Source organism: Sarcina sp. DSM 11001 (genome assembly GCF_900101015.1).
In the GTDB taxonomy this organism is placed as follows: domain Bacteria; phylum Bacillota; class Clostridia; order Lachnospirales; family Lachnospiraceae; genus CAG-791.
The window spans coordinates 44,279-65,906 of the sequence record NZ_FNFZ01000022.1 but is presented as its reverse complement, the minus strand read 5'-3'; the positions used below and the strand labels follow the sequence as shown (position 1 = coordinate 65,906).

At 53.5% G+C, this 21,628-nt stretch carries 15 protein-coding genes; 3 read left to right on the top strand and 12 right to left on the bottom strand.

Annotated elements, in window-relative coordinates; translation table 11 throughout:
• Window positions 1-74: 74 nt before the first annotated feature.
• Window positions 75-4,697 carry an acyl-CoA dehydratase activase gene (locus BLT02_RS12125; protein ID WP_207649406.1) on the bottom strand — a complete coding sequence of 1,541 codons (4,623 nt, stop codon included), beginning with the start codon at window positions 4,695-4,697 and terminating at the stop codon, window positions 75-77.
• A 275-nt stretch (window positions 4,698-4,972) separates the two neighbouring features.
• On the opposite strand from BLT02_RS12125, the gene trpB reads away from it, so the two are divergent.
• Window positions 4,973-6,241: a tryptophan synthase subunit beta gene (gene trpB / locus BLT02_RS12120; RefSeq protein WP_092995801.1), complete on the top strand. Its 1,269-nt coding sequence runs from the start codon at window positions 4,973-4,975 to the stop codon at window positions 6,239-6,241.
• A gap of 164 nt (window positions 6,242-6,405) precedes the next feature.
• Here the strand turns inward: trpB and BLT02_RS12115 are convergent, their stop codons facing one another.
• A complete protein-coding gene (locus BLT02_RS12115) occupies window positions 6,406-7,275 on the bottom strand; it encodes a radical SAM protein (RefSeq protein ID WP_092995798.1) in 870 nt (289 codons plus the stop codon).
• Window positions 7,276-7,673: 398 nt separating this feature from the next.
• Between BLT02_RS12115 and BLT02_RS12110 the strand changes: the two genes are divergently transcribed.
• A complete protein-coding gene (locus BLT02_RS12110) occupies window positions 7,674-8,321 on the top strand; it encodes a TetR/AcrR family transcriptional regulator (protein WP_092995795.1) in 648 nt (215 codons plus the stop codon).
• 164 nt (window positions 8,322-8,485) lie between these two features.
• On the opposite strand, the gene BLT02_RS12105 is transcribed toward BLT02_RS12110, so the two are convergent.
• The 7 genes from BLT02_RS12105 to BLT02_RS12075 form a co-directional block, all read right to left on the bottom strand.
• Window positions 8,486-10,090 carry a MocR-like pyridoxine biosynthesis transcription factor PdxR gene (locus BLT02_RS12105; protein WP_242869799.1) on the bottom strand — a complete coding sequence of 535 codons (1,605 nt, stop codon included), beginning with the start codon at window positions 10,088-10,090 and terminating at the stop codon, window positions 8,486-8,488.
• 92 nt (window positions 10,091-10,182) lie between these two features.
• A complete protein-coding gene (locus tag BLT02_RS12100) occupies window positions 10,183-11,889 on the bottom strand; it encodes a glutamine--tRNA ligase/YqeY domain fusion protein (RefSeq protein ID WP_242869798.1) in 1,707 nt (568 codons plus the stop codon).
• Between the two features lie 162 nt (window positions 11,890-12,051).
• Window positions 12,052-13,371, bottom strand: a complete 1,320-nt coding sequence (locus BLT02_RS12095) for an aspartate kinase (RefSeq protein ID WP_092995792.1) — start codon at window positions 13,369-13,371, stop codon at window positions 12,052-12,054.
• A 49-nt stretch (window positions 13,372-13,420) separates the two neighbouring features.
• Window positions 13,421-14,653 carry a homoserine dehydrogenase gene (locus BLT02_RS12090; RefSeq protein WP_242869797.1) on the bottom strand — a complete coding sequence of 411 codons (1,233 nt, stop codon included), beginning with the start codon at window positions 14,651-14,653 and terminating at the stop codon, window positions 13,421-13,423.
• A 55-nt stretch (window positions 14,654-14,708) separates the two neighbouring features.
• A complete protein-coding gene (locus tag BLT02_RS12085) occupies window positions 14,709-15,146 on the bottom strand; it encodes an ACT domain-containing protein (RefSeq protein ID WP_175453818.1) in 438 nt (145 codons plus the stop codon).
• 113 nt (window positions 15,147-15,259) lie between these two features.
• Window positions 15,260-17,767 carry a YfhO family protein gene (locus tag BLT02_RS12080; protein ID WP_092995786.1) on the bottom strand — a complete coding sequence of 836 codons (2,508 nt, stop codon included), beginning with the start codon at window positions 17,765-17,767 and terminating at the stop codon, window positions 15,260-15,262.
• 11 nt (window positions 17,768-17,778) lie between these two features.
• Complete coding sequence (locus tag BLT02_RS12075) at window positions 17,779-18,135, bottom strand: YerC/YecD family TrpR-related protein (RefSeq protein ID WP_092995783.1); 357 nt, start codon at window positions 18,133-18,135, stop codon at window positions 17,779-17,781.
• Between the two features lie 352 nt (window positions 18,136-18,487).
• On the opposite strand from BLT02_RS12075, the gene BLT02_RS12070 reads away from it, so the two are divergent.
• Window positions 18,488-18,688 (top strand): cold-shock protein, encoded by a 201-nt coding sequence (locus BLT02_RS12070; protein ID WP_092995780.1) that lies wholly within the window; start codon window positions 18,488-18,490, stop codon window positions 18,686-18,688.
• Window positions 18,689-18,810: 122 nt separating this feature from the next.
• Here the strand turns inward: BLT02_RS12070 and hisA are convergent, their stop codons facing one another.
• From hisA to dapA, 3 genes are all read right to left on the bottom strand, one after another.
• Entirely contained in the window at window positions 18,811-19,644 is an 834-nt protein-coding gene (gene hisA / locus BLT02_RS12065) for a phosphoribosylformimino-5-aminoimidazole carboxamide ribotide isomerase (protein ID WP_092995777.1), read from the bottom strand.
• Window positions 19,645-19,853: 209 nt separating this feature from the next.
• Entirely contained in the window at window positions 19,854-20,609 is a 756-nt protein-coding gene (gene dapB, locus BLT02_RS12060; protein WP_092995774.1) for a 4-hydroxy-tetrahydrodipicolinate reductase, read from the bottom strand.
• Window positions 20,610-20,683: 74 nt separating this feature from the next.
• Window positions 20,684-21,577 carry a 4-hydroxy-tetrahydrodipicolinate synthase gene (gene dapA / locus BLT02_RS12055; protein ID WP_092995771.1) on the bottom strand — a complete coding sequence of 298 codons (894 nt, stop codon included), beginning with the start codon at window positions 21,575-21,577 and terminating at the stop codon, window positions 20,684-20,686.
• Window positions 21,578-21,628: the final 51 nt, after the last annotated feature.

Below are 21,628 nucleotides of genomic sequence, written 5' to 3'. Positions count from 1 at the left end.
AGTAGACTTTAGCAGACTCCCTATCAGAATACATAACAAAGTACTGTAGTGCTGCGACGGCATTATTAAAGTTCTCAGGTTGCCATGGCGCTCCTGATGTTCATGACCAGCATCTGGAGGCGGTTCTCAACATTGGTAAAGCTGACGTCCGGATCATAGTCGAGCGGAAGGAGCTGTATATCCGGGAACATCTTTTTAATGCGGGCGGCGATCCCGCGGCCGACGACATGGTTGGGAATGCAGCCAAAGGGCTGGAGGATGACGAAGGCGCGGACTCCCTCTCTGGCCCGCTCAATGATCTCGGCGGGAATGAGGATCCCTTCACCGGAATCATAGGCGTGGGGCAGGACGGGATCGGAGGCCTTCGCGACGTCCCTGAGCTTTGCAGCCGGAACATACAGGGGATGCTCTTTTGCTGCCGCATTGACAAAATCATGGGACATATCAAACACACTGCCGACGATCTTTAAAAAGCTCCTCTCTGCAAGGGACTTCTTTACTCCGAATTCCTCTGCCTGGGCTTCGCGGACAAAATAGGTCTTCTGGATGACATCCGACATCTTGGCTTCAACGATCTCAAAGCCGTTCTTTTCCAGATAGCGTTCGATCTCGTGGTTCGCGCCGGGATGGAAGTTCAACAGATATTCGCCCACGATCAGGACCTGGGGTCTGGGGACGGACCGGTCATATTCCACGGTCTTCATCAGGCGGACAGCCTTTTTAAAGGCCTTCTTCATTTCTCTGACTCCGCCCTTTTCCGTGGCGTCGATCAGCACATCCATGGCCCGCTCAAAGGTCTTATCCGCGCTGCCCTCCACTTTTTCATAGGGGCGCATCTTACGCAGCAGGTCCTCCAGGGCATCGATCATGGGCAGGGCAAGGCCGATCTTGACATAGGTACCCAGGCCCGCCTTGAAACCGGGATGAAGATCGTGGTAGTCCTCATCGTCATTAGTGATGATCGGGACATCCGGATGGCCTGCATCGTCCAGGGCCTTTCTCAGAAGGGCCGCATAGTGGGTCAGGCGGCAGCACCCGATGTACTTGCCCATCATGACCGCTTTTTTCTTTCCTTCATATTCGGGCTTCTCCAGGGCTTCCAGGGCTTCTCCAATGACGACCTGGGCGGGGAAGCAGATATCGTTGTGGACATAGCGTTTGCCCAGCTCGATCGCGCGTTCCCGCCCGATGGGAAGGGGCACGGTCTTTACGTTCGGGCCGTCAAACACTGCCGCCATCAGACGGCTGAAGGCATGGGAGGTATTGGGGACGAAAACGACATATTCCCCGCTCTCCATGTCCTCCTTCCTGAATTTCTGCGGATAGGGATCCGAGAGCTCCCGGATCTCGCCGGGCAGTCCGGTCCGGCGGACAGGAGAGGTCCTGCGCATCTGGGTGAGCTCCTGCTTCTGGGGAGGAAATACAGCGTACTCCTCCTGAGCCTTCCGGGAGGCGGCGTCGGCATAGCGCTCTCTCTTCATCCTGACCGTGGACAGGAAGGACCGGATCCGGATGGACAGGGGTCCCCGGATATCGCTCTCGTCCACCTTCAGGATCAGGGGCGTCTTGCCGGAGATCTCCTTCATGATCCGGATGATCTCATCGGACAGATAGGCGTCATGGCCGCAGCCGAAACTGACGATCTGGACATATTCGAGATTTTTATGGCGGGCGGCATAGATCGCTGAAGAAAGCATCCTCGCATGGAAATTGTTGACGATATCCAGACGGCTGTTCCGCAGATCTATTTTATCCAGTCCGGGGATCGAATCTGCTGTCAGGACATCGATGCCCTGCTCGGTAAACATTTCGGGTATGTTGTGGTTGACCAGGTCATCGTTCTGGTAAGGACGGGCCGCCAGAACGACTGCGATAGGCGAAGTATTTCCTGCGGGGCGGTCTGCTTCAAGCTTTTCCAGCTTGTCCAGGACCTTTTTCCCCTGCTCCAGGAGACTGCGGCTGAAAGCGGCCTGGGCGGCATTGCCCTCCCGGATCGCTTTTTTTACAAGGTTCTTTTTGATCCCGAAGGTATCGAGCATAAACCTGGAGAGCTGTCTCTCCCTGTCAATATCTGTGTACCAGAAAAAGACAGGCGCGTCATAGGCCGCCCGCCCGCGTCCTTCAGGGTTGTCGGAATTTTTGATGACAAAGGGGAAGCCCTTCACGATCCCGCACATGGAGACACTGGTCTTCTCCGTATTTTCTGATTTCCTGGTGGAGATGGACGGGAAAAAGATCCTGTCCGCCCCGTGGGACTCCAGCCAGCGGATATGGCCGTGGACGAGCTTGCCGGGGAAACACTCTGTATCCGATGTGACGGCATGGAGACCGTCCTCATAGATTGCGCGGGTGCTCTCGGGAGAGACAAGGACATCAAAGCCCAGGGACCTCCAGAAGGTGCGCCAGAAAGGCAGCGTCTCCCAGTAGGCGAGCACAAAGGGAAGTCCGATGGTGATGCCCTTTTTGCCGTCGATCTGTTTAAAAGGATATTCCCGGGTGAGGAAGGTCTTCCTGACCTTAAAGAGGTCGATCCCCTTTCTGGGGCGCCGGCCGGCGGGCTGCTCAGTCTTTTCAGGCCTGCTCTTCTGTTCCGCAGACCTTCCTTTGTCTGCCAGAAAAGCTTCAAGCTCTCCCGGACGCAGGACACCGCCCCGCTCACACCGGTTGCCGGTGATCCAGGTATCACCTGTGGAAAAGGTGACGACACTGCGGCGGCAGTGGTTTTCACAGCCCTGACAGACAAGGCCGTTGATCTGGGTGAAGGAGAAGGACCGCAGGGCTTCAAATCCTATAAAGGAAGAGGGCCGGCTGCTCTCCTCCATTTTCTTTTTGGCGGCATAGGCAGCGCCGATCGCCCCCATGAGGCCCGGATAGGGAGCGCGCACGACTTCGCGGCCTATGTACTGCTCCATAGCCCGCAGGACAGCGTCGTTGCAGAAGGTTCCGCCCTGTACCACGACCCGGTCTCCCAGGGAGTCCAGACTGCTGATCCGGATGACCTTGGTAAACACGTTTTCTATAATGGAACGGCAGAGGCCGGCCAGGATATCATTCACTTCCTTGCCGTTTTTCTGCTCGGTGATGATCCGGCTGTTCATAAAAACTGTACAGCGGCTGCCGAGCTCCGCCGGGTGCTCCGCCTTGAAGGCCCTTTCCGCGATCTCATTCGTGGGGACCCCCATGTTGCGGGCGAAATTCTCCAGGAAAGAACCGCATCCCGCGGAGCAGGCTTCATTGACGACTATGTCCGTGATGATGCCGTCATCCAGCCATATGGCCTTCATGTCCTGTCCGCCGATATCAAGGATAAAGGTGGCATCCTCCAGATATTTGGCGCTGGCGCCCGCATGGGCGACGGTCTCGACAATGTGCTCATCCGCGCGGAAGGCCTTTGCGGCCAGCAGTTCACCATAACCCGTCGTGGCCACGCCTTTTACGAAAATATCGATCCCTTCCCGGGCGTATTTTTCATACATTTCCAGAAGGCCGTGCTTGAGGACAGAGATGGGGTCGCCTCCGTTATTGGCATAATAAGAATACAGGATGCGGTCTCTCTCATCGAGCAGGACAAATTTGGTGGTGGTGCTCCCGCAGTCTATTCCCAGCCAGACACCCACCCGGGAGCCGTCCTCTTTGACATCCAGTTTCCTGAAAATATGTTTATCCTCATACAGGGGATGGCGGGTCAGAAATTCCCTGTACTCCTCCGGAGAGGCAAAAAACGGTCTGGAGAGAGCCCCGGGCTCTGTATCCCTTCCAATCTCTCTCTGCACGCTGAGCTTGCGGATGCACAGGTCCAGATCACAGGTCACAGAGGGGTAGTCCGCCGGGTTGCCTGCCGCGGCTGCTGAAGGAGAGACAGATGCCTTTTCTTCACTGCCCCTTTTCCCCGCATAGAGCGCCGCCCCGATCGCCACCATGAGCTCGGGCTTCTCCGGGATCAGGATGTCCTCATCCCTCAGGTCCAGCTTGGAGCGGAAAGCCTGTACCAGTGTCGGATGGAAGCACAGGGGTCCTCCCTCAAAGATGATGGGAGGCTCCATGGTAAGGCCCTGGGCGAGGCCGCCTATGGTCTGCTTGGAGATGGCATGCAGGGCGGACAGGGCGATGTCCTCCTTGCGGACGCCCTGGTTGAGGAGCGGCTGGATATCGGTCTTGGCATAGACGCCGCACCGGCCGGAGATATCGTAGAGCTGGGTCCCGTTCTCAGCGAGGGCCTCGTACTCTTCGGGCGCCACTTTCAGAAGGGAGGCGATCTCATCGATAAAGGCTCCCGTCCCGCCCGCACAGCTGCCGTTCATGCGCATATCAGAGACTTCGAGCCGGCCTGTCGCATTGTTCTGACGGAAAAAAATGACCTTGGCATCCTGACCGCCCAGCTCGATCGCAGTCCTTGCCTGGGGATAATACTTCATGACAGCAAGAGAATTCGCCACGACCTCCTGTACAAAGGGGACACCGGCCGCATCCGCGAGGGGCTTCGAACCCGAGCCGGTAAAAGCGATCATCACTTCACTTCCCGCGGGAATAGAGTCTTTTCCCTCCTTCAGGAGCGCGCAGACACTTTTCTGGAGCTCCGCGTGATGACGAATATATCTGCTGAAAACGATCTGTTCATCCCCGCTGCGGAGAATGACAGTTTTTGTAGTTGTAGAACCGACATCCACGCCGATCCAGTATTTCATAGAATTACTCATTTCTCACCTATGCATCTCATGCACAGAACTGTGTTGATCCTGTATGATTCTGTATCATACGGCTGTTATGGGCACGTGGTATGCCTGTTTTGTATAAACGGGCGTAATTACCTGTTTATTTTAGACGAATGATACCGGTTTATGCTATACTTGTAAAAGCATTGCCGGATCGCGAAGTCCTTCTTCAGGAACGGTCCGGTATATGATTTCGCTGCTCCCCATTATAGCAGATTGGACAGGTAAAAAAAACAAAACAAGCAGAAAGGTATTTCGAGATGAATAAATACAGAGATTTTGATAATTACCTCAAAGAATATCCTTCCCACGACGGATATTTCGGGCAGTACGGCGGGAATTACCTGGAGGATCCGGAGCTGATCAAAGCCTTTAATGAGTACGCGGAGGGCTATAACACGATCGCCCAGTCCGCCCAGTTCATTGCGGAGCTCCGCCGCATCCGCAGGGATTTCCAGGGCCGTCCCACACCGGTCTATCACTGCCAGAACCTGTCCAACCTTCTGGGCAGGACCCAGATCTATCTCAAACGCGAGGACCTCAACCACACCGGCGCCCACAAGCTCAACCACTGCATGGGTGAAGGTCTCCTGGCTAAATATATGGGCAAGAAGAAGCTGATCGCGGAGACCGGGGCAGGGCAGCACGGAGTCGCCCTGGCGACCGCTGCAGCTTATTTCGGACTCGAGTGCGACATCTACATGGGAGAGGTCGATATCGCCAAACAGGCTCCGAATGTGACCCGCATGAAGCTGCTTGGCGCTAATGTCATCCCGGTCAGCTTTGGCCTCAAGACCCTCAAAGAGGCGGTCGACGCCGCCTTCATGGCCTATTCCAGAGAATACAAGGACGCGATCTACTGCATCGGAACGGCCGCGGGGCCTCATCCCTTCCCTCTGATGGTCCGCGATTTCCAGTTCTGTATCGGCGAGGAGGCCAGAGCCCAGTTCCTCGAGCAGACCGGTCATCTCCCGGACCAGGTCGCAGCCTGTGTGGGCGGCGGCTCCAACTCCATCGGTATGTTCACGCCCTTCCTGGCGGATCCCGTAGAGCTCATCGGTGTCGAACCTCTGGGCCGGGGTCCTAAGCTGGGCGACCACGCCGCTTCCATCTCCTACGGCAAGGAAGGAATCATGCACGGCTTTAAGAGCATCATGCTCGCGGATGAAAACGGAGACCCCGCTCCCGTCTATTCCAATGCCAGCGGCCTGGACTATCCCGCCGTCGGCCCCGAACATGCCCTTCTCCATGAGATGGACCGGGTCAAATACACGACCGTCGACGATGAGGACGCCATCGAAGCCCTCTTCCTTCTGTCCAGACACGAGGGCATCATCCCCGCGATCGAAAGTTCCCACGCCCTTGCCTACGCGATCCGCGTAGCCAGGACCGGGGTCACCGGCTCAATCCTCGTGAATCTGTCCGGCCGCGGTGACAAGGATCTGGACTTTGTCGTCGAACAGTACGGCTACGGGCCCGAATTCCTGCAGAAGCTGGCGGAAAAACGCGGGGTCAGCAGCAGGCAGTAAGGACCTGTCACGAATTGATCATTACCGGTCACAGCCTGTCCAGGTTGTGACCATGTAACGCTGCGAATGCCCATTCCAAATCCCCTTCAGGAATGGGCATTTCTGCCCGCCTGATTTTCCGGTATCTGAGTCAAAAAGCTCCGCCGTACCAAGGATTGTAAGGATCACAGATCCCTCATCCAGTCCGGACGATAACGTTTCCTGGCCTTCGCTTCCTCCAGCTGGCGGAGCATGTCCGGGATGTCCTCATTGAAGACTCCCGCCAGGGCGACATAGTTGGAGGCATGGTTGGAGCGGAAGATCGTCCCGGGGGAATCGATCGCCTGCAGAAACATCTCCGTCTCCTCCACTGTCTGATCCGCTGTGAGGAGTTTCCTCTCTCCCCTTGCGACCTCCTGGGCCATGGGGGAATCCGGTCTCAGACTCAGAGAGAGGATCGACGCATATTCCGGATTCATCTCATTGATCAGTCTGGCACTGTTGAGGGCATGCTTCTCCATGCCCTCCGGTCCTCCCAGGCCGGAGATGAGGGTCACGGAAGTCTTGATCCCGCAGCGCTTCAGCTTCCTGCCCGCGTCGATCAGTTCCTGAGCTGTCTGCCCCTTTCTGATCTGCAGCAGGATGTCGTCGTCCCCTGACTCAGCGCCCAGGTAGATCATCTCCAGTCCCGCTGCCCTCAGGACCCGCAGCTCTTCCTCGGATTTTCTCAGGACATCAGAAGCGGTCCCGTAGGCGGTCACTCTCTCCACATAGGGGAAATGGTTTTTTACATAAGCCAGAAGCTCCAGGAGGAGCGAGGTCCGGACGACTAAGGCATCGCCGTCCGCAAAAAAGACCCGGCTCACGTACTCGCCGTAATCCCTGCTGCACTCCTCCAGATCCCGCAGGATCTCTTCTCTTTTACGAACCCTGAATTTTTTATCTGAATACATGTGGCAGAAAGTACATGTATTGTGTGAACATCCGATCGTGACCTGTATGATCAGGCTCCTCGCCTCACTCGGCGGCCTGTAGACATCTCCTTCATACTGCAAAGCTCTGTTCTCCTTTCTTTTTTCTGATCATTTGCTGCCGCTAAACAAGCGGCCATGCCCGGGGTTTCGCGTTTTATGACGAACTCTGGCCTGGCTGTGTTCAGTTATGCCCCATCGGGCAGTCTGACCGTTACTGTTCACGCCCTCTCGATGGCGTGACAGTAACTTGCGAAAACCCCATTCTACAAAGCAAAGCTTTGTTATCGCTTCGCGATGGGATTTTCGCCGTTCCACTTGGGTTTTTGCGTTGGAAACCACGCAAAAACGCCTCGAATTTCGTGCTGTCTGAAAAGTAACTCTGGCCGGCCTGAGGCCGGAAACGGTTGATAATCCCCTTCATTTAAGCTATATTTTTAAAGACGAATACATATTTTCAATCAAGAACGAATGGCGAAAAGATGAATGAACGATTTTTTGATTTAAAAAAAGACCGCCAGGACAGGATCATCAACGGTGCCATGCGCATCTTCACGGAAAACGGCTTCCGGCATGCGAGCACAGATGAAATGGTCGCGGCTGCATCCATCAGCAAAGGCCTTCTCTTCCACTATTTTAAGAGCAAAAAGGGGGCTTATCTGTTTTTATACGAATACTGCACCCGGTATATGCTTATTGAGATGCGTGAAGCTGAGCGGAGGCGCGGCTGCGATTATTTTGAGATGCAGCGCCTGCTGTCACTGGCGGATACTGCTGTTCTGCGCAAGTATCCCTGTCTCCCTGTCTTCCTCCATCGGGCCGACAGTGAAGCTTCTCTCTTTTCTGAAGATAAGGATATGGAGCTTCCCGAAGGGATCAAAGGAGCCTGCGCCGCTCTTCGCCGTGAGCTTCTGGCTTCCTCAAGCCTGTCCCCCTTCCTTACCGGTGACAATATGGAAAACCTCTCCAGGATCCTCTCCTACACCAGGTATGGCCTCATGCATGAGCTTTTGGCCCGGCAGGAGCTCCCGGCCGATGCACAGGCAGATCACCCCGCCCTTCCCCTTCATGAGGAATACGCGCAGCGGTTCCAGTCTTATCTGCAGATGCTGCGCAGAATGAACCTGTAATACCTGAAAAACCCGCAGGACTTTAAGAACTGTTTCTTAAATGACTCAGGAAGATCTGCATGTCTTTTTCTGATTACTTGTCAAAAATTGTTTTGTCGAAAATTGCTTTGTCGAAAGCTGCTTTGTCGAAAATCACTTTGTCGAAAGCCTCGACGATGCTTGCTTCAGCCCCGGGGCAGTGTAAATTCCCAGGCCCTGGACAGCCTGCGGATCCCTTCCAGGATCTTCTCCTCATCGAGAGCTCCAAACCCGAGCAGGAGGGCAGGCCTGCGAAAGCCGGGATCCTCCATTCCGGCACTGACTTTTTCACAGGGACTTCCGTCCTTATTAAAAGGATTCCCGTCTGCACGATCAGGGATCCCGCCTGAAGGAATCATTTTGTCATCATAAGGAATCCGGAAATCGGACAGACAATAGAGAGAGACTCCCGCTTCGAGGGCTCTCTCCCGGAGGATCTGCTCGATCTGTCCGGGTTCTTTGTTCTTCAGGCCATAGACGGAGCAGATCACCCCGATGGTCTCCGGCAGGGCTTCGAGCACCAGATGCAGTCCCGTCCCGCTCCCCAGGATGCGGAAGCTTCCTGCAAAGGGCTTCAGCTGAGCAGTGAGCTCATCATGCCGCATCCTGTACAGACTCCTCATCCTGTTGAGATGACGTTCGAAATGCCCGTTTTTCATAAACTCATTGAGGATGCGCTGGTCGATCCTCGAGACGGTCGAGGAAAAGAAGTAACAGTTTTCATGGTAGCGTTCCAGAAGCCCGGGCGGCAGGATCATATAGCTGATGCGGATCGCAGGCGCGATCGCCTTTGAGAAAGTCCCGATATAAATCACTTTTCCGGCACGGTCCAGAGACTGCAGGGCAGGAATCGGCTTTCCCCGGTAGCGGAATTCAGAATCATAATCATCCTCAATGATATAGCGGTCCGGCTCCTCCATCGCCCAGGTGAGCAGGGCCGCCCTGCGCGCCACAGGCATGACACAGCCCACCGGAAACTGGTGGGCCGGCATCGCATAGACGAGGTCCGCACCCGACGAAAGGACCGCACCCGGCAGCATACCGTCCCTGTCCATCCGGACAGGACACAGGGCATAGCCGAAAGAATGAAAGATCTGGGCGGCGCGAAGGTAGGAAACCTCCTCCATGGCCACTCTTCTGCCCTCCCCCAGGATATGCCTCAGAAGCATGAGCAGGTAATCATTGCCGGCTCCGACGATGACCTGCTCCGGCGTACAGCGCACTCCTCTGGAAAAATGCAGATAGCGGGCGATCGTCGTCCGCAGGGAGAGGTCTCCGCCCGGTTCAGTGTGGGAAAAGATCTCCGGGTCCGCTCCTGCCATCACCTCTCTCATGATCTTCTTCCAGGTGCTGTAGGGAAAGACCGACATCTCCGTGTGACGGAGCGAAAAATCGATCTCCGGACCATCCTTTCTCTCTTTTGTATCCCCGTTTTCCTTTTCTTTCTCTTTTTCCCTGTTTATTTTATCTCCGGAATCGATCTTGAGCTCCGCCAGGTTTTCGATCTCGTTGACAAAATATCCGCTGTTCTTCTTTACTCGGATATACCCTTCCGAGAGCAGCTGGCTGTAGGCCAGGTCCGCCGTGCTCCGCGCCACACGGAGGCCCGAAGCCAGAGCCCGTGTGGACGGCAGCCGTTCGCCGGCTTCAAGGGAACCGCTGCGGATCTCGTCCCGCACATAGTTGTAGATCTGCCTGTAAAGGGGTATCCCCTGGTCAGTCTGCAGGCGTATGGTCAGCTCCCTCGCCATTTGTATTTCTCCTCAAAACATACTTCACGAAAGAAGTGACAGGGAGTTTCTCCCTGTCACATTCTCATCCTGCCGGGACATTTGCGGGCAGATCATTTTTTCTTTCCGGGCAGTTTAAAGGAACTCTTGAGTCCCACGATCCGATTAAAAACAGGGGCTCCCGGGGCAGAGTCCTTATAGTCGACGCAGAAGTAGCCGTTTCTGACAAACTGGAAGCGGTCGAAGGGTTTTGCCTCCTTAAGCTCAGGCTCCACGTAAGCTTCGCAGACGGTCAGGGAATGAGGGTTCAGGTTCAGATCGCCGTTTTCGTCGTAGACACCCTTTTCCTCATCAATGATGTTTTCATACAGGCGGGCGCTGACCTTGACTGCGGAGTCCGCGTGCACCCAGTGAATGGTTCCCTTGACCTTGCGGCCGGTGAAGCCGCTGCCGCTCTTTGTCTCGGGATCATAGGTCACATGAACTGCCGTAATATTGCCGTCCTCGTCCTTGTCGAAGCCGACGCATTTTACGAAATAGGCGTACATCAGGCGAACTTCGTTGCCGGGGAAGAGACGGTAATATTTTTTGGGCGGCTCCTCCATAAAATCATCCTGCTCGATCCAGAGTTCGCGGCCGAAGGGGATCTGGCGCTTGCCCAGCTCAGGGTTTTCCAGGTTATTGTCAGCCTCGAGCATCTCCACCTGGCCTTCGGGATAGTTGTCAATGATCAGCTTAAGAGGATGCAGGACCGCCAGCATGCGCTTGCAGCCCGGTTTGAGGTCCTCGCGGATGCAGTATTCCAGGGCGGCGAAATCCGCCGAGGAATCGCTCTTGGAGATACCGCACAGGTCCACGAATTTTTTGATCGATTCCGGTGTATAGCCCCTGCGGCGGAGTCCGGAAATGGAGACCAGACGGGGATCGTCCCAGCCGTCCACCAGCTTCTGCTCCACAAGCTTTTTGATATAGCGCTTGCCTGTCACCTGATTGGTCAGGTACATCTTGGCAAATTCGATCTGTCTGGGGGGATGAGGGTATTCCGCTTCACGGACGACCCAGTCGTACAGAGGACGGTGATCCTCAAATTCCAGCGTGCAGAGCGAATGCGTGATGCCCTCGATCGCGTCCTCGATGGGGTGGGCAAAATCGTACATGGGATAAATGCACCAGGCGTCCCCGGTATTGTGGTGGGCCATATGGGACACACGGTAGAGGATCGGATCGCGCATATTGATGTTGGGGCTGGCCATATCGATCTTGGCACGCAGTGTCTTTTCTCCGTCCGCGAACTCGCCGGCACGCATGCGCTCAAAGAGGTCCAGGTTTTCCTCTATGCTGCGGTCGCGGTCGGGATCATTTTTCCCGGGCTCCGTGAGGGTTCCGCGGTACTCCCGCATCTTCTCCGCAGGCAGATCAGAGACATAGGCCTTTCCCTTTTTGATCAGCTTGACAGCGACCTCGTACATCTCCTGAAAATAATTGGAGGCAAAGAAGAGCCTGTCCTCATATTCAGCGCCCAGCCACTGGACATCCGCCTTGATGGACTCGACAAATTCGATCTTTTCCTTTGTCGGGTTGGTATCGTCAAAACGGAGATTGAATTTTCCGCCGTACTCCTGTGCCATACCGTAATTGAGCAGGATACTCTTGGCATGACCGATGTGCAGATAGCCATTGGGTTCCGGTGGGAAACGGGTGTGGACATTGTCATAGACCCCGTCCCTGAGGTCTTTGTCGATCTCTCTCTCAATAAAATGGCGGCTTACCTTCTCCTCTTCAGGCATTTTCTCTACCGGGTCTGTCGTCTTATCATTCATGTTGTCAAACTCCTATTATTAACTCCTGTTATTTTCAATAAGATATTTTCAATTCAAAAAGATATGATCAATATCGATAAATACAATAATGATATATCTGAAAATGATACATTCAATAATGATTTTATCCCAAAATTCTATATGCAAAAATCAACGCCCGCTTTAAAGCTGGGTCAGGACAAAAATATCATAGATAGCCTGCAGAGCAGCTTCAAAATCCTTGTTCTCGACACCGATGATGATGTTGAGCTCGGAGGAGCCCTGGTCGATCATGCGCACGTTGACATGGGCATGGGCGAGAGCGGAAAAAATGCGGCCGGCAGTCCCCCGGGTGGACTTCATGCCCCTGCCCACTACTGCGATCAGAGCCAGATCCGATTCGATCTCGATGGAGTCCGGCCTGGCCAGCCTGTGGATCGCCGAGACCACCTTCTGCTCTTTTTCAATAAACTCATCCTCGTGCACGACAATAGTCATGGTGTCAATGCCGGAGGGCATGTGTTCAAAGGAGATCTCGTTGTCCTCAAACGCCTGCAGCACCTTCCTGCCGAACCCGATCTCCGAATTCATCATATCCTTGTAGATCAGGACTGCGCAGAAATCCTTGCGCCCTGCAATACCGGTGATGACATAGCCTGATTTCTGGGCTGTGCTCTCCACGATCCAGGTTCCCTCGTCCTCAGGCCTGTTTGTATTCCTGATGTTGATCGGGATGCCCTGACGGCGGACCGGGAAGATCGCCTCCTCGTGAAGGACAGATGCGCCCATATAGGAGAGCTCACGCAGTTCCCGGTAGGTGATCGTCTCGATCCTGGCGGGATTCTTGATGATCCTGGGATCCGCGACCAGAAAGCCGGATACATCGGTCCAGTTTTCATAGACGTCGGCGTGGCAGGCCCCCGCTACAATAGAGCCTGTGACATCCGACCCTCCCCTGGAAAAGGTCTTGACTTTGCCTTCATGGCTGCAGCCGTAGAAGCCGGGGATCACGGCATATTCCACTTCGGAGAGCCGTTTTTCCACTGCCCGCATGGTCTTGCGGTCGTCCAGGATGCCTTCCTCATCAAAGAAGACCATTTCAAAGGGATCCACAAATTCAAATCCCAGATAGGCGGCCATGATACGGCCGTTCAGATGTTCTCCGCGGGAGGCCGCGAAATCCGGATCAGGATCTTTTTTCATCCTGGCTTCGATCCCGGCAAACTGTTCATCCAGGGAAAAATCCTTGAGCTCCAGCCCCTCGATGATCTCATTATAGCGGTCTTTGATCTGGGCCAGCGTCTCGGAGAAATCCTCTCCGTGCTGCGCCTCAGACGCCATTCTGTACAAAAGGTCTGTCACCTTGATGTCCCCGTTAAAGCGTTTTCCCGGGGCGGAGGGGATGACATAGCGCCTGGTCTTATCCGCCAGAACGATCGATGCGACTTTTTTAAACTGTTCTGCATTGGCGAGAGAGCTCCCGCCAAACTTGACTACTTTCATTTTATTTAACCTCAGTAATTGGAAAAAGGGGGACAGTAATGAAATGATTTTATCCCCTAAGGATCCTGATCGCGCTTCTTATCTCAGCAAGTCTGCCGGCTGCTTCGGCAAAAGCGGCCTCCGTCATAGGCTCAGTGGTAAAGGCAAACTCATCTTCGGGACCGCCCGGTGCCTTCACTTCATGGCAGATTCCAAACAGGGACTTTGCTTTTTCTTTATCAGAAAGGGGAATGCGTACAAAAAACTCTTCCACCTTCGTGGCCGGATCCGTGAGCTGCATTACTTCATCCGTCCAGCACACAGGGATCGTGTTCCCGATATTCAGGGCACAGTCGAGCATATCAGAGACGACCGCGCTGGCTGTCGGGAATTTTCCGGCTCCGCGCCCGTAAAACATGAGGTTATCAACAAGATTTCCATGCACAAATACAGCATTGAAAACATCCTCTACGCCGTGGAGCGGATGAGAGTCGGGAACCATATAGGGCGCGGTGCGCACATAAAACGTTCCGGCGGACTCGTCCCTCTCACTGATCCCGAGGAGCTTGATCGCCCTGCCCATGCTTCTGGCATAGGCAACATCTGTCATGGTCACGCGGCTGATGCCTTCACAGGGAATGTCCTCGTAGCGGACAGTCTTGCCGCACATCAGGGAAGACAAAATGGCGATCTTGCGGCAGGCATCGTGTCCTTCGATATCCGCCTCGGGATTGCGCTCTGCATAGCCCTTCTCCTGAGCCTGACGGAGCACGTCCTCAAAGGAGATGTCCTCTTTCTCCATCCTGGTCATCATATAGTTGGTCGTGCCGTTCAGGATGCCGATGATCTTCTCGATCGACTCCGGCGCCAGCGACACGTTCATGGGACGGATGATAGGGATCCCGCCGCCTACACTGGCTTCAAAGAGATAACTGCAGCTGTGCTCCCTGGCGATCCTGAGAAGCTCCGGGCCGTGGGCAGCCACCAGTTCCTTGTTGGACGTACAGACACTGATCCCCTTCTCAAGCGCTCTTCTGGTGAATGTGAAAGCGGGTTCTTTTCCTCCCATGGTCTCACAGACCACCTTGATCTCGGGATCTTCGACGATTCTGTCAAAATCATGGATGACTCTGTCACGATAGGGACTGTCGGGAAAATCCCTCAGGTCCAGGATATATTTGACCTCTACTCCTCCGGGCACCCTGCGCCCGACAGAGCTTTTATTGATATCCAAAAGCTCGACAACGCCGCTTCCCACTGTTCCAAAACCCAACACAGCAGCTTTTATCATTTCGTTTGCCATTCCTTTCCAATCTGCACAGGCAAGCCCGGCAAAAAACTGTAACTGATCCCACTGATCATCTTCCGGTAACACGTACCCTTTTCACACCCTCTTTGGATGAGATCCTGTCGATGAGCGTATTCGGGCTGTCCGCGTTCTCAAGCATCTGCATGCTGATGCTCACCACTGCTGTCCCGCCTTCCGGGATCGCCTGGTGGATCGTGAGAATATTCGCTCCGCACTGCGCGATCGTCTGCAGCAGATCTGACAGACAGCCTGCGCGGTCGCTGACCTCACACACTATGGTCAGCATTGAACCGGGGAGATTGTCGTGAAATTCATGGACTGCATCCTTGAACTTATAGTAGGAGCTGCGCCCGATTCCGGCCATCTCTGCCGCCTCGTTGACCGTCCGCGCCTTTCCTGAGGAGAGCAGGCGGTTTGCCTCCGCCACTTTCTTGAGGACCGGCGGCATTGCGGATTCATGCACAATATAATAAGAAGATCCTTCCATGAGCACCCCCTGACACTGGTCTTTCAGCATTTCCGGCGTCCGTCTGAAACGGACATTTGTGCGTGCACGATGGATATCTTAACATGCGGACGGAGTATTTGCAAGTGCAAATCTCAGGTCCGGGACCAGGACCTTCTCATATTCCTTCGCCAGTCCGCCGCGAGCAGGATAAAGGCCAGGAGGGACAGGACCGAGCAGGGGATCAGCCCGGGCGGCCTGTAGGTCACTCTGATCTGATGTCTTCCCTCCGGGACGAAAATGGCTGTCAGCCCATAATCGGCTCTCTCCACTTCCGCTTTCACGCCGTCCAGCCGGGCTGTAAAACCCTTGTCATAAGGAATGGAGAAAAGAAGCAGGTTGTCCTTGTCCATGTCGGCTTCCGCATGAAAACCGTTTTTGTCAAAGGAAAAAGAAGTACAGGCAGAAGCCGCCCTGTCATAACAGTGGTCTGTAAACTCCAGGTAAGGCATCTCCCCGGGATCAGTGTCCGTATCCTCTTCCATGAGGCTGCCGTATTTCTGTGCCATCTCATCGGATAAGATCAGGTCCTTGACGAGGACACGGTCTGAGACCACTCCATTAGGCAGTTTTTTGTAGTTTTCCTCTGTTATATAGGAATCAAAGGAGAACCCCATGGGGATATAATTCGCCGTCTCATAGACGTTGTACCCGTTTTCTTCATTGATCAGGGCATATCCCTGGATCCCTCCCTGGTCTGTGTAGCTCTTGTCGTGCTTTACCAGGGCGTTTTCCAGATAATATCTGACAGACATGACCGCCCTTGCTCCGATGCGCTCCATGGGAAGGGTCGACTCCACAGTCCGGATCATTCCGATCCCTCTGTACCATTTAAAAATGGAGGGGTGCACAGTGCTTTCAAAGCAGTGCATGGTCGGGATCCCCCAGACCAGCTCATAATTGGTTGAAGTACTGTCCGTCTCCACGCGGGAAAAAGGCGCGTCCCCGGAGAGGGGCTCCCTACTCTCTTCAGCAGGCAGGGTCAGCCCTTTTCCTCCCACGGAAAGAGGTTTTCCCCCCTGTCCGGCAGGAACAGGCATCCCCTCGTCCCAGTTTGTCACCAGAGGATAATCTTCCATCCTTCTTTCCAGAACAGGCTTCTGTGTCAGCATCTGTTTTTTCCACTTTTCAAAGCCCGTATAGGCGATCAGGGAGCTTCCATTGTGGAGGACAGCGATCGTGGAAGAGATACAGCAGACAATCGTCAGGACCAGGCAGATGATCCGGACAGTTTTAGCTTTATTCCTGAGGCGGCGTTTGAGGACCAGAATGACACAGAGGACCGCCATTCCGAAGAGAGTTCCGTAAATCTGTGTCGTGAGGAGCTTCCGGTTATTGCATACCGCCGTGAAGGACCATTTGCCGTTATCCTCCACTGGAAGAAAGCACATGAGGAGGAACAGGACAGTTATGCCCAGATTCAGCAGACCGCCCCGGGTCAGGGCTGCCGTGTCCTCTTTCTCCATGACCTCCGCTGTCATACAGGCACACAGAAGCAGCGGCATGTAAAACCAGCGGGCGTAATAGTTGGCGTTGAAAGCGGAGAAGGAGGCATTCAGAGCGGGCACAAAGGCCATGACAAGAAGGACCCGCAGCAGAGTCTTTTTCCAACTCAGGCGCCGCATCATCCAATAGGCAAAGACGCCTGTCATGGCAAAGCAGGGAAGATAAAAGGCCAGTGAGCCGTTTTTGACATAATCGCTTGTAAACAGAGTCCCCCTGGCCACCAGGTCCGGGATCATGAAAAAGGATTTGAGGATCGCCAGCGGAGTCACTGCATCTGGATAGGCAACCAGATCATAACCATTCAGGATCTTTGAGATGCGGGCATTGCCCATGATCCCCCCGATCGACTGGACCAGGAAAAAGGCCGAGAGCATCAGGCCGAAAGCTCCCGCTGCCACAATACGCAGCACCTCCCCGGCAAAGACCGGGAGCCCCTCCGAGCGGATAAGCCTGATCCCGCGGCGGATCATATAGTACAGGACCAGAAAGAGAACCTGCCCGAAAAAGAAATAATAATTGATGACTGACATGAGGGCTGTCATCAGGACAAAACCGTATTTTTTCCTTCCCTGGACAAACCGGTCAAAAGCAAGCAGGTAGAGCGGGAAAAAGGCGGTGGCGTCGTGGAAGTGCTGGAAGACAATGTTGCAGGCCTGGAAGCCCGAGAAGGCATACAGAAAAGCCCCCAGGACAGCCGCAAGGTCCGTTTTTGTCTGTGTCCTGATCCAGGCACAGGCAGCAGCAGACGCAGTTCCGTACTTGAGAGCCATTAAAAACGGCATCATAAAAGGAAGCCAACTCTCCGGGAAAGGGATCGTCAGCCAGAAAAAGGGACTTCCCCACAGATAAAACGAGAAAATCCCACCCATATTTCCGCCCAGGTCCACCATCGGTGTCCAGAAAAACCTGCCCTCACGTACCGCCCGGTGCGCATAGATCAGAAAGGGTACCTGTTGGACGTTATAATCACCATAATAAAAAAACAGACCCCTGCGATACACTAAAAAAGGAAGGACTGCAAGAAGATAAATCAGCACTCCTCCCCAAAAAACTTTCAGGGGCAACAATCTGCAACCGGTCTTTTCCGATGTTTTCATAAAGCCAATAACTATTTCTGCGCCGGTTTTTCCCTGCGGCTTCGCGTTTTGTCATGTTTGTCGTCAATTTCTGTATAGTTATAGGATTTCATCCTTGCGAACACCATATCATAGCCGTCATTGCCATAGTTCAGTGAACGATTGACACGGCTGATCGTCGCTGTGGACGCTCCGGTCTTCTCCGCGATCTTGAGATAAGTGTCTTTTCTCTTGAGCATTGATGCAACTTCAAACCTCTGGGAAAGAGATAATAATTCATTCACAGTACAGAGATCTTCAAAAAAGATAAAACACTCCTCTTCCGTCTTAAGTGTAAGAATGGCTTCAAAAAGGTGGCTTACCGCTTCAGTATGAATTTTATTGTTCATGGAACCTCCCCGCCGTTCACTATCACAAAATGTTTCGGAGTACAGTTGGAGAAACACAGCTCTTCTGCTTACGATTTGAGAGGCCTGTTTACACCATCACCAATCTTATCATTTCGAGAGGTCTGTTTACTCCATCACCAATCTTAACATTTTAAGACTGTGAAGTAAAGAAGCATCTGCACATTTCGAAAAGATTCATTCATATACAAAAAACCATACAATTTCATACAGGTAAAATAATCCTTTACTTTTGTTAATACCTGTGCTATGTTAAATCTATTGCATTAATTCTTAAAAATTGTTCCGGAATTTGTGCACAATTAATAATTTTTACGCATTTGGAGGTGCCAGCATGAGCAAAGGAACTGTTAAATGGTTTAACAATCAAAAGGGATTCGGTTTCATTTCTGATTCCGAGGGAAATGACGTATTCGTACATTTCAGCGGTATTAATCAGGAAGGTTTCAAGTCCCTTGAAGAAGGTGAAGCTGTAGAATACGATGTGATTCAGGGCCAGAAAGGACCTCAGGCTGTCAATGTAACAAAGCTTTGATACAGCCCTGATCCCTGACTTTTATAAATCTGACTTTTTAAATAATTAAGTTAATCGTTAGACAGCAGGGGCCGGTGCACGAAAGTGCACCGGCCTCATTTTATTATCTGCCATCTGCTTCCTTATCTTCCGGGTCGTCCGGAAACCGGTCCGCCACAGGACTCTGCTGCTGCAGCGGCTGCAGCCAGATCCTCCAGGTCCAGATCTCCTCCGAAGATCCTGAGCGCGCTTCCCACTGTGACATCCAGCCTTCCGCCGGAAAGTCCCGCGATCCTGGAGAGATCGGAAAGCTTATGGACTCCGCCTGCATAGGTCACCGGAAATCCTGTGTCCAGACAGAATTTTCCCAGAACAGCAGTCAGGTCTTCCTGGATCCCTCCTCTTTTCCCCTCGACATCCGCGGCATGAATGAGAAATTCGTCGCAGTGCGCGCTGAGAGAGCGCAGGTTATCCGGTGTGACTGTCAGTTCTGTAAATTTCTGCCATCTGTCGGTGACGACCGCAAAGGAACCGTCCTGCCGCCTGCGGCAGCTGAGGTCCAGAACGAGCCTCTTTTTCCCGACAGCCCGCTTCATTTCTTCAAGCCGGTCCAGGTCGAGCCTTCCATCCCTGAAGACATAGGAGGTCACGATCACATGGGAAGCCCCCTCTTCAAGGAAGGACACCGCGTTCCGGGGATCGATCCCGCCGCCGATCTGCATGCCCCCGGGGAAAGCCCTCAGGGCCTGAACAGCCTGCAGGCGGTCCGCCTCCCAGGCTGCAGGATCAGCTGCGGCACTGTCCAGCAGGATAATATGCCCGCCGTCCATTTCTTTTTCCCTGTAAAGGGAGGCATACCAGGCCGCCCCACAGTCCGAGACATAATTTTCCTTTACTTTTCCGCTCTGTCCGACCGTACCGCCTACGATCTGTTTGACACGGCCGCCGTGAATATCTATACAGGGACGAATCTTCATAATTTGTCACCTTATCCGCATAAAAAACTATTACCTGCCACTTCAAGACCCGCGCGCGAGTTTCACTTCTTTCACACTTATCCAATGTCTGAAAACACGGGTATTACGCGATGAAGAGAAGAATAAAAAAGAGCGCTTATCAAAATCCGCCATTTTGCGCAGGAAATATTTGATAAGCGCTTAAACTTCAAAGTATTATTCGGATTTATTCAGGCAAGAACGTCGTGCATCGTATAAAACCCCGCCGGTTTTCCCGCGAGGAATTTGGCCGCCACCACTGCGCCCTTTCCGAAGACAGCACGGCTGTAGGCTCTGTGGGAGAAGGTGATGACTTCATCCTCTCCGGCAAAGATCACATCGTGGTCACCCACGATCGTCCCGCCGCGGACTGCGCTGATGCCGATCTCCTTCTGCGGGCGTTTTTCCCTTCGGACAGTCCTGTCATAGACATAAGCATAGTCTCCGCCGAGGGAATCATTGACACTGTCCGCAAGAGCGAGGGCAGTCCCGCTGGGAGAATCGATTTTCTGATTGTGGTGCTTTTCGACGATCTCGATGTCAAAGCCCGCTTCCGCAAGCCGGGGCGCGGCCTCAGCCAGAAGGGTCAGGAGCAGATTGATACCGATCGACATATTGGCGCTCTTGAGCACTGCGATCTTCTCCGCAGTCTTTTTCAGGTTCGCTGTCTGCTCTTCGGAAAGCCCCGTCGTACAGACTACAACAGGAACGGCATGCTCAGCGCTGTAGGCGAGCAGGCCATCAATGGCAGAAGCTGTTGAAAAATCAATGACAACATCTGCCTCTTCCCTGCATTCATCCAGAGACGCATAAACGGGAAAACCCGCATACGCACTGCCAAAAGCATCTACGCCGGCGATGATCTCAATCTCCGGATCCCGGGAGACGATATCGGCGATTATATGCCCCATTCTTCCACATGCGCCGTGCAAAAGTGCCTTTACCATATTTTCCTCCTTACCCGGATCACTGAATAATCACTGAATAATCGCTGAATATAAGATCTGTTTTTCAAAATCACTTATTTAATAAGCCCGAAGCTGCGCATTGCCTCCTCAAGCTTCTTTGCGTGCGCGTCTTCCATTTCCGTCAGAGGCATGCGAAGAGGGCCTGCATTAAAGCCCATCAGATTGACGGCTTTTTTGACAGGGATAGGGTTGACCTCTGAAAACAGATTCTCAAACAGGCCGTAGGTTTCTCTCTGGATCTTAGCGGCTCCTGCCACATCTCCGTTTAAGAACTTGTCACACATGTCGTGGACTGCCCGGGGAGCGATGTTGGAGACGACAGAGATCACGCCGAGTCCGCCCATGGACATCAGGGGAACGACCTGGTCGTCATTTCCGGAATACAGATCAATGTTTCCGTCAGTCAGAGTCATCAGTTTGACGATCTGTCCGATGTCACCGCTTGCCTCCTTGATACCGACAATATTCGGGACTTCTTTTACAAGCTGCGCGACTGTCTCGGGAGCAATGTTTCCGCCGGTGCGGCCGGGAACATTGTACAGGATGATGGGACATCCCTTTGACTGCTCAGCGATCATGGAAAAGTGCTTTACCAGCCCCTTCTGAGTCGCTTTGTTGTAATAGGGATGGATGACGAGGAGACCATCAGCCCCATATTCCGCAATCTCTCTGGAGAGATTGATCGCCGTCTGGGTGCAGTTGGAGCCGCTGCCCGCAATGACCGGCACACGCTTTTTGGTATAATCAATACAGAACTTGCAGACATCCAGGTGCTCCTGCTCCGTCATGGTCGCAGCTTCGCCGGTGGAACCGCAGACAACGATAGCGTCAGTGCCGTTCTCGATCTGAAAATCGATCAGTTCGGCAAAGGCGTCGTAATTGACGGATAAGTCATTCTCGTGAAAAGGCGTCACGATAGCTACGGCAGCTTTTGTAAAAATAGACATGGCATTTCCTCCGTTGTTCGCAGTAAAGACAGGATTGTCCGCGCTGCTTTA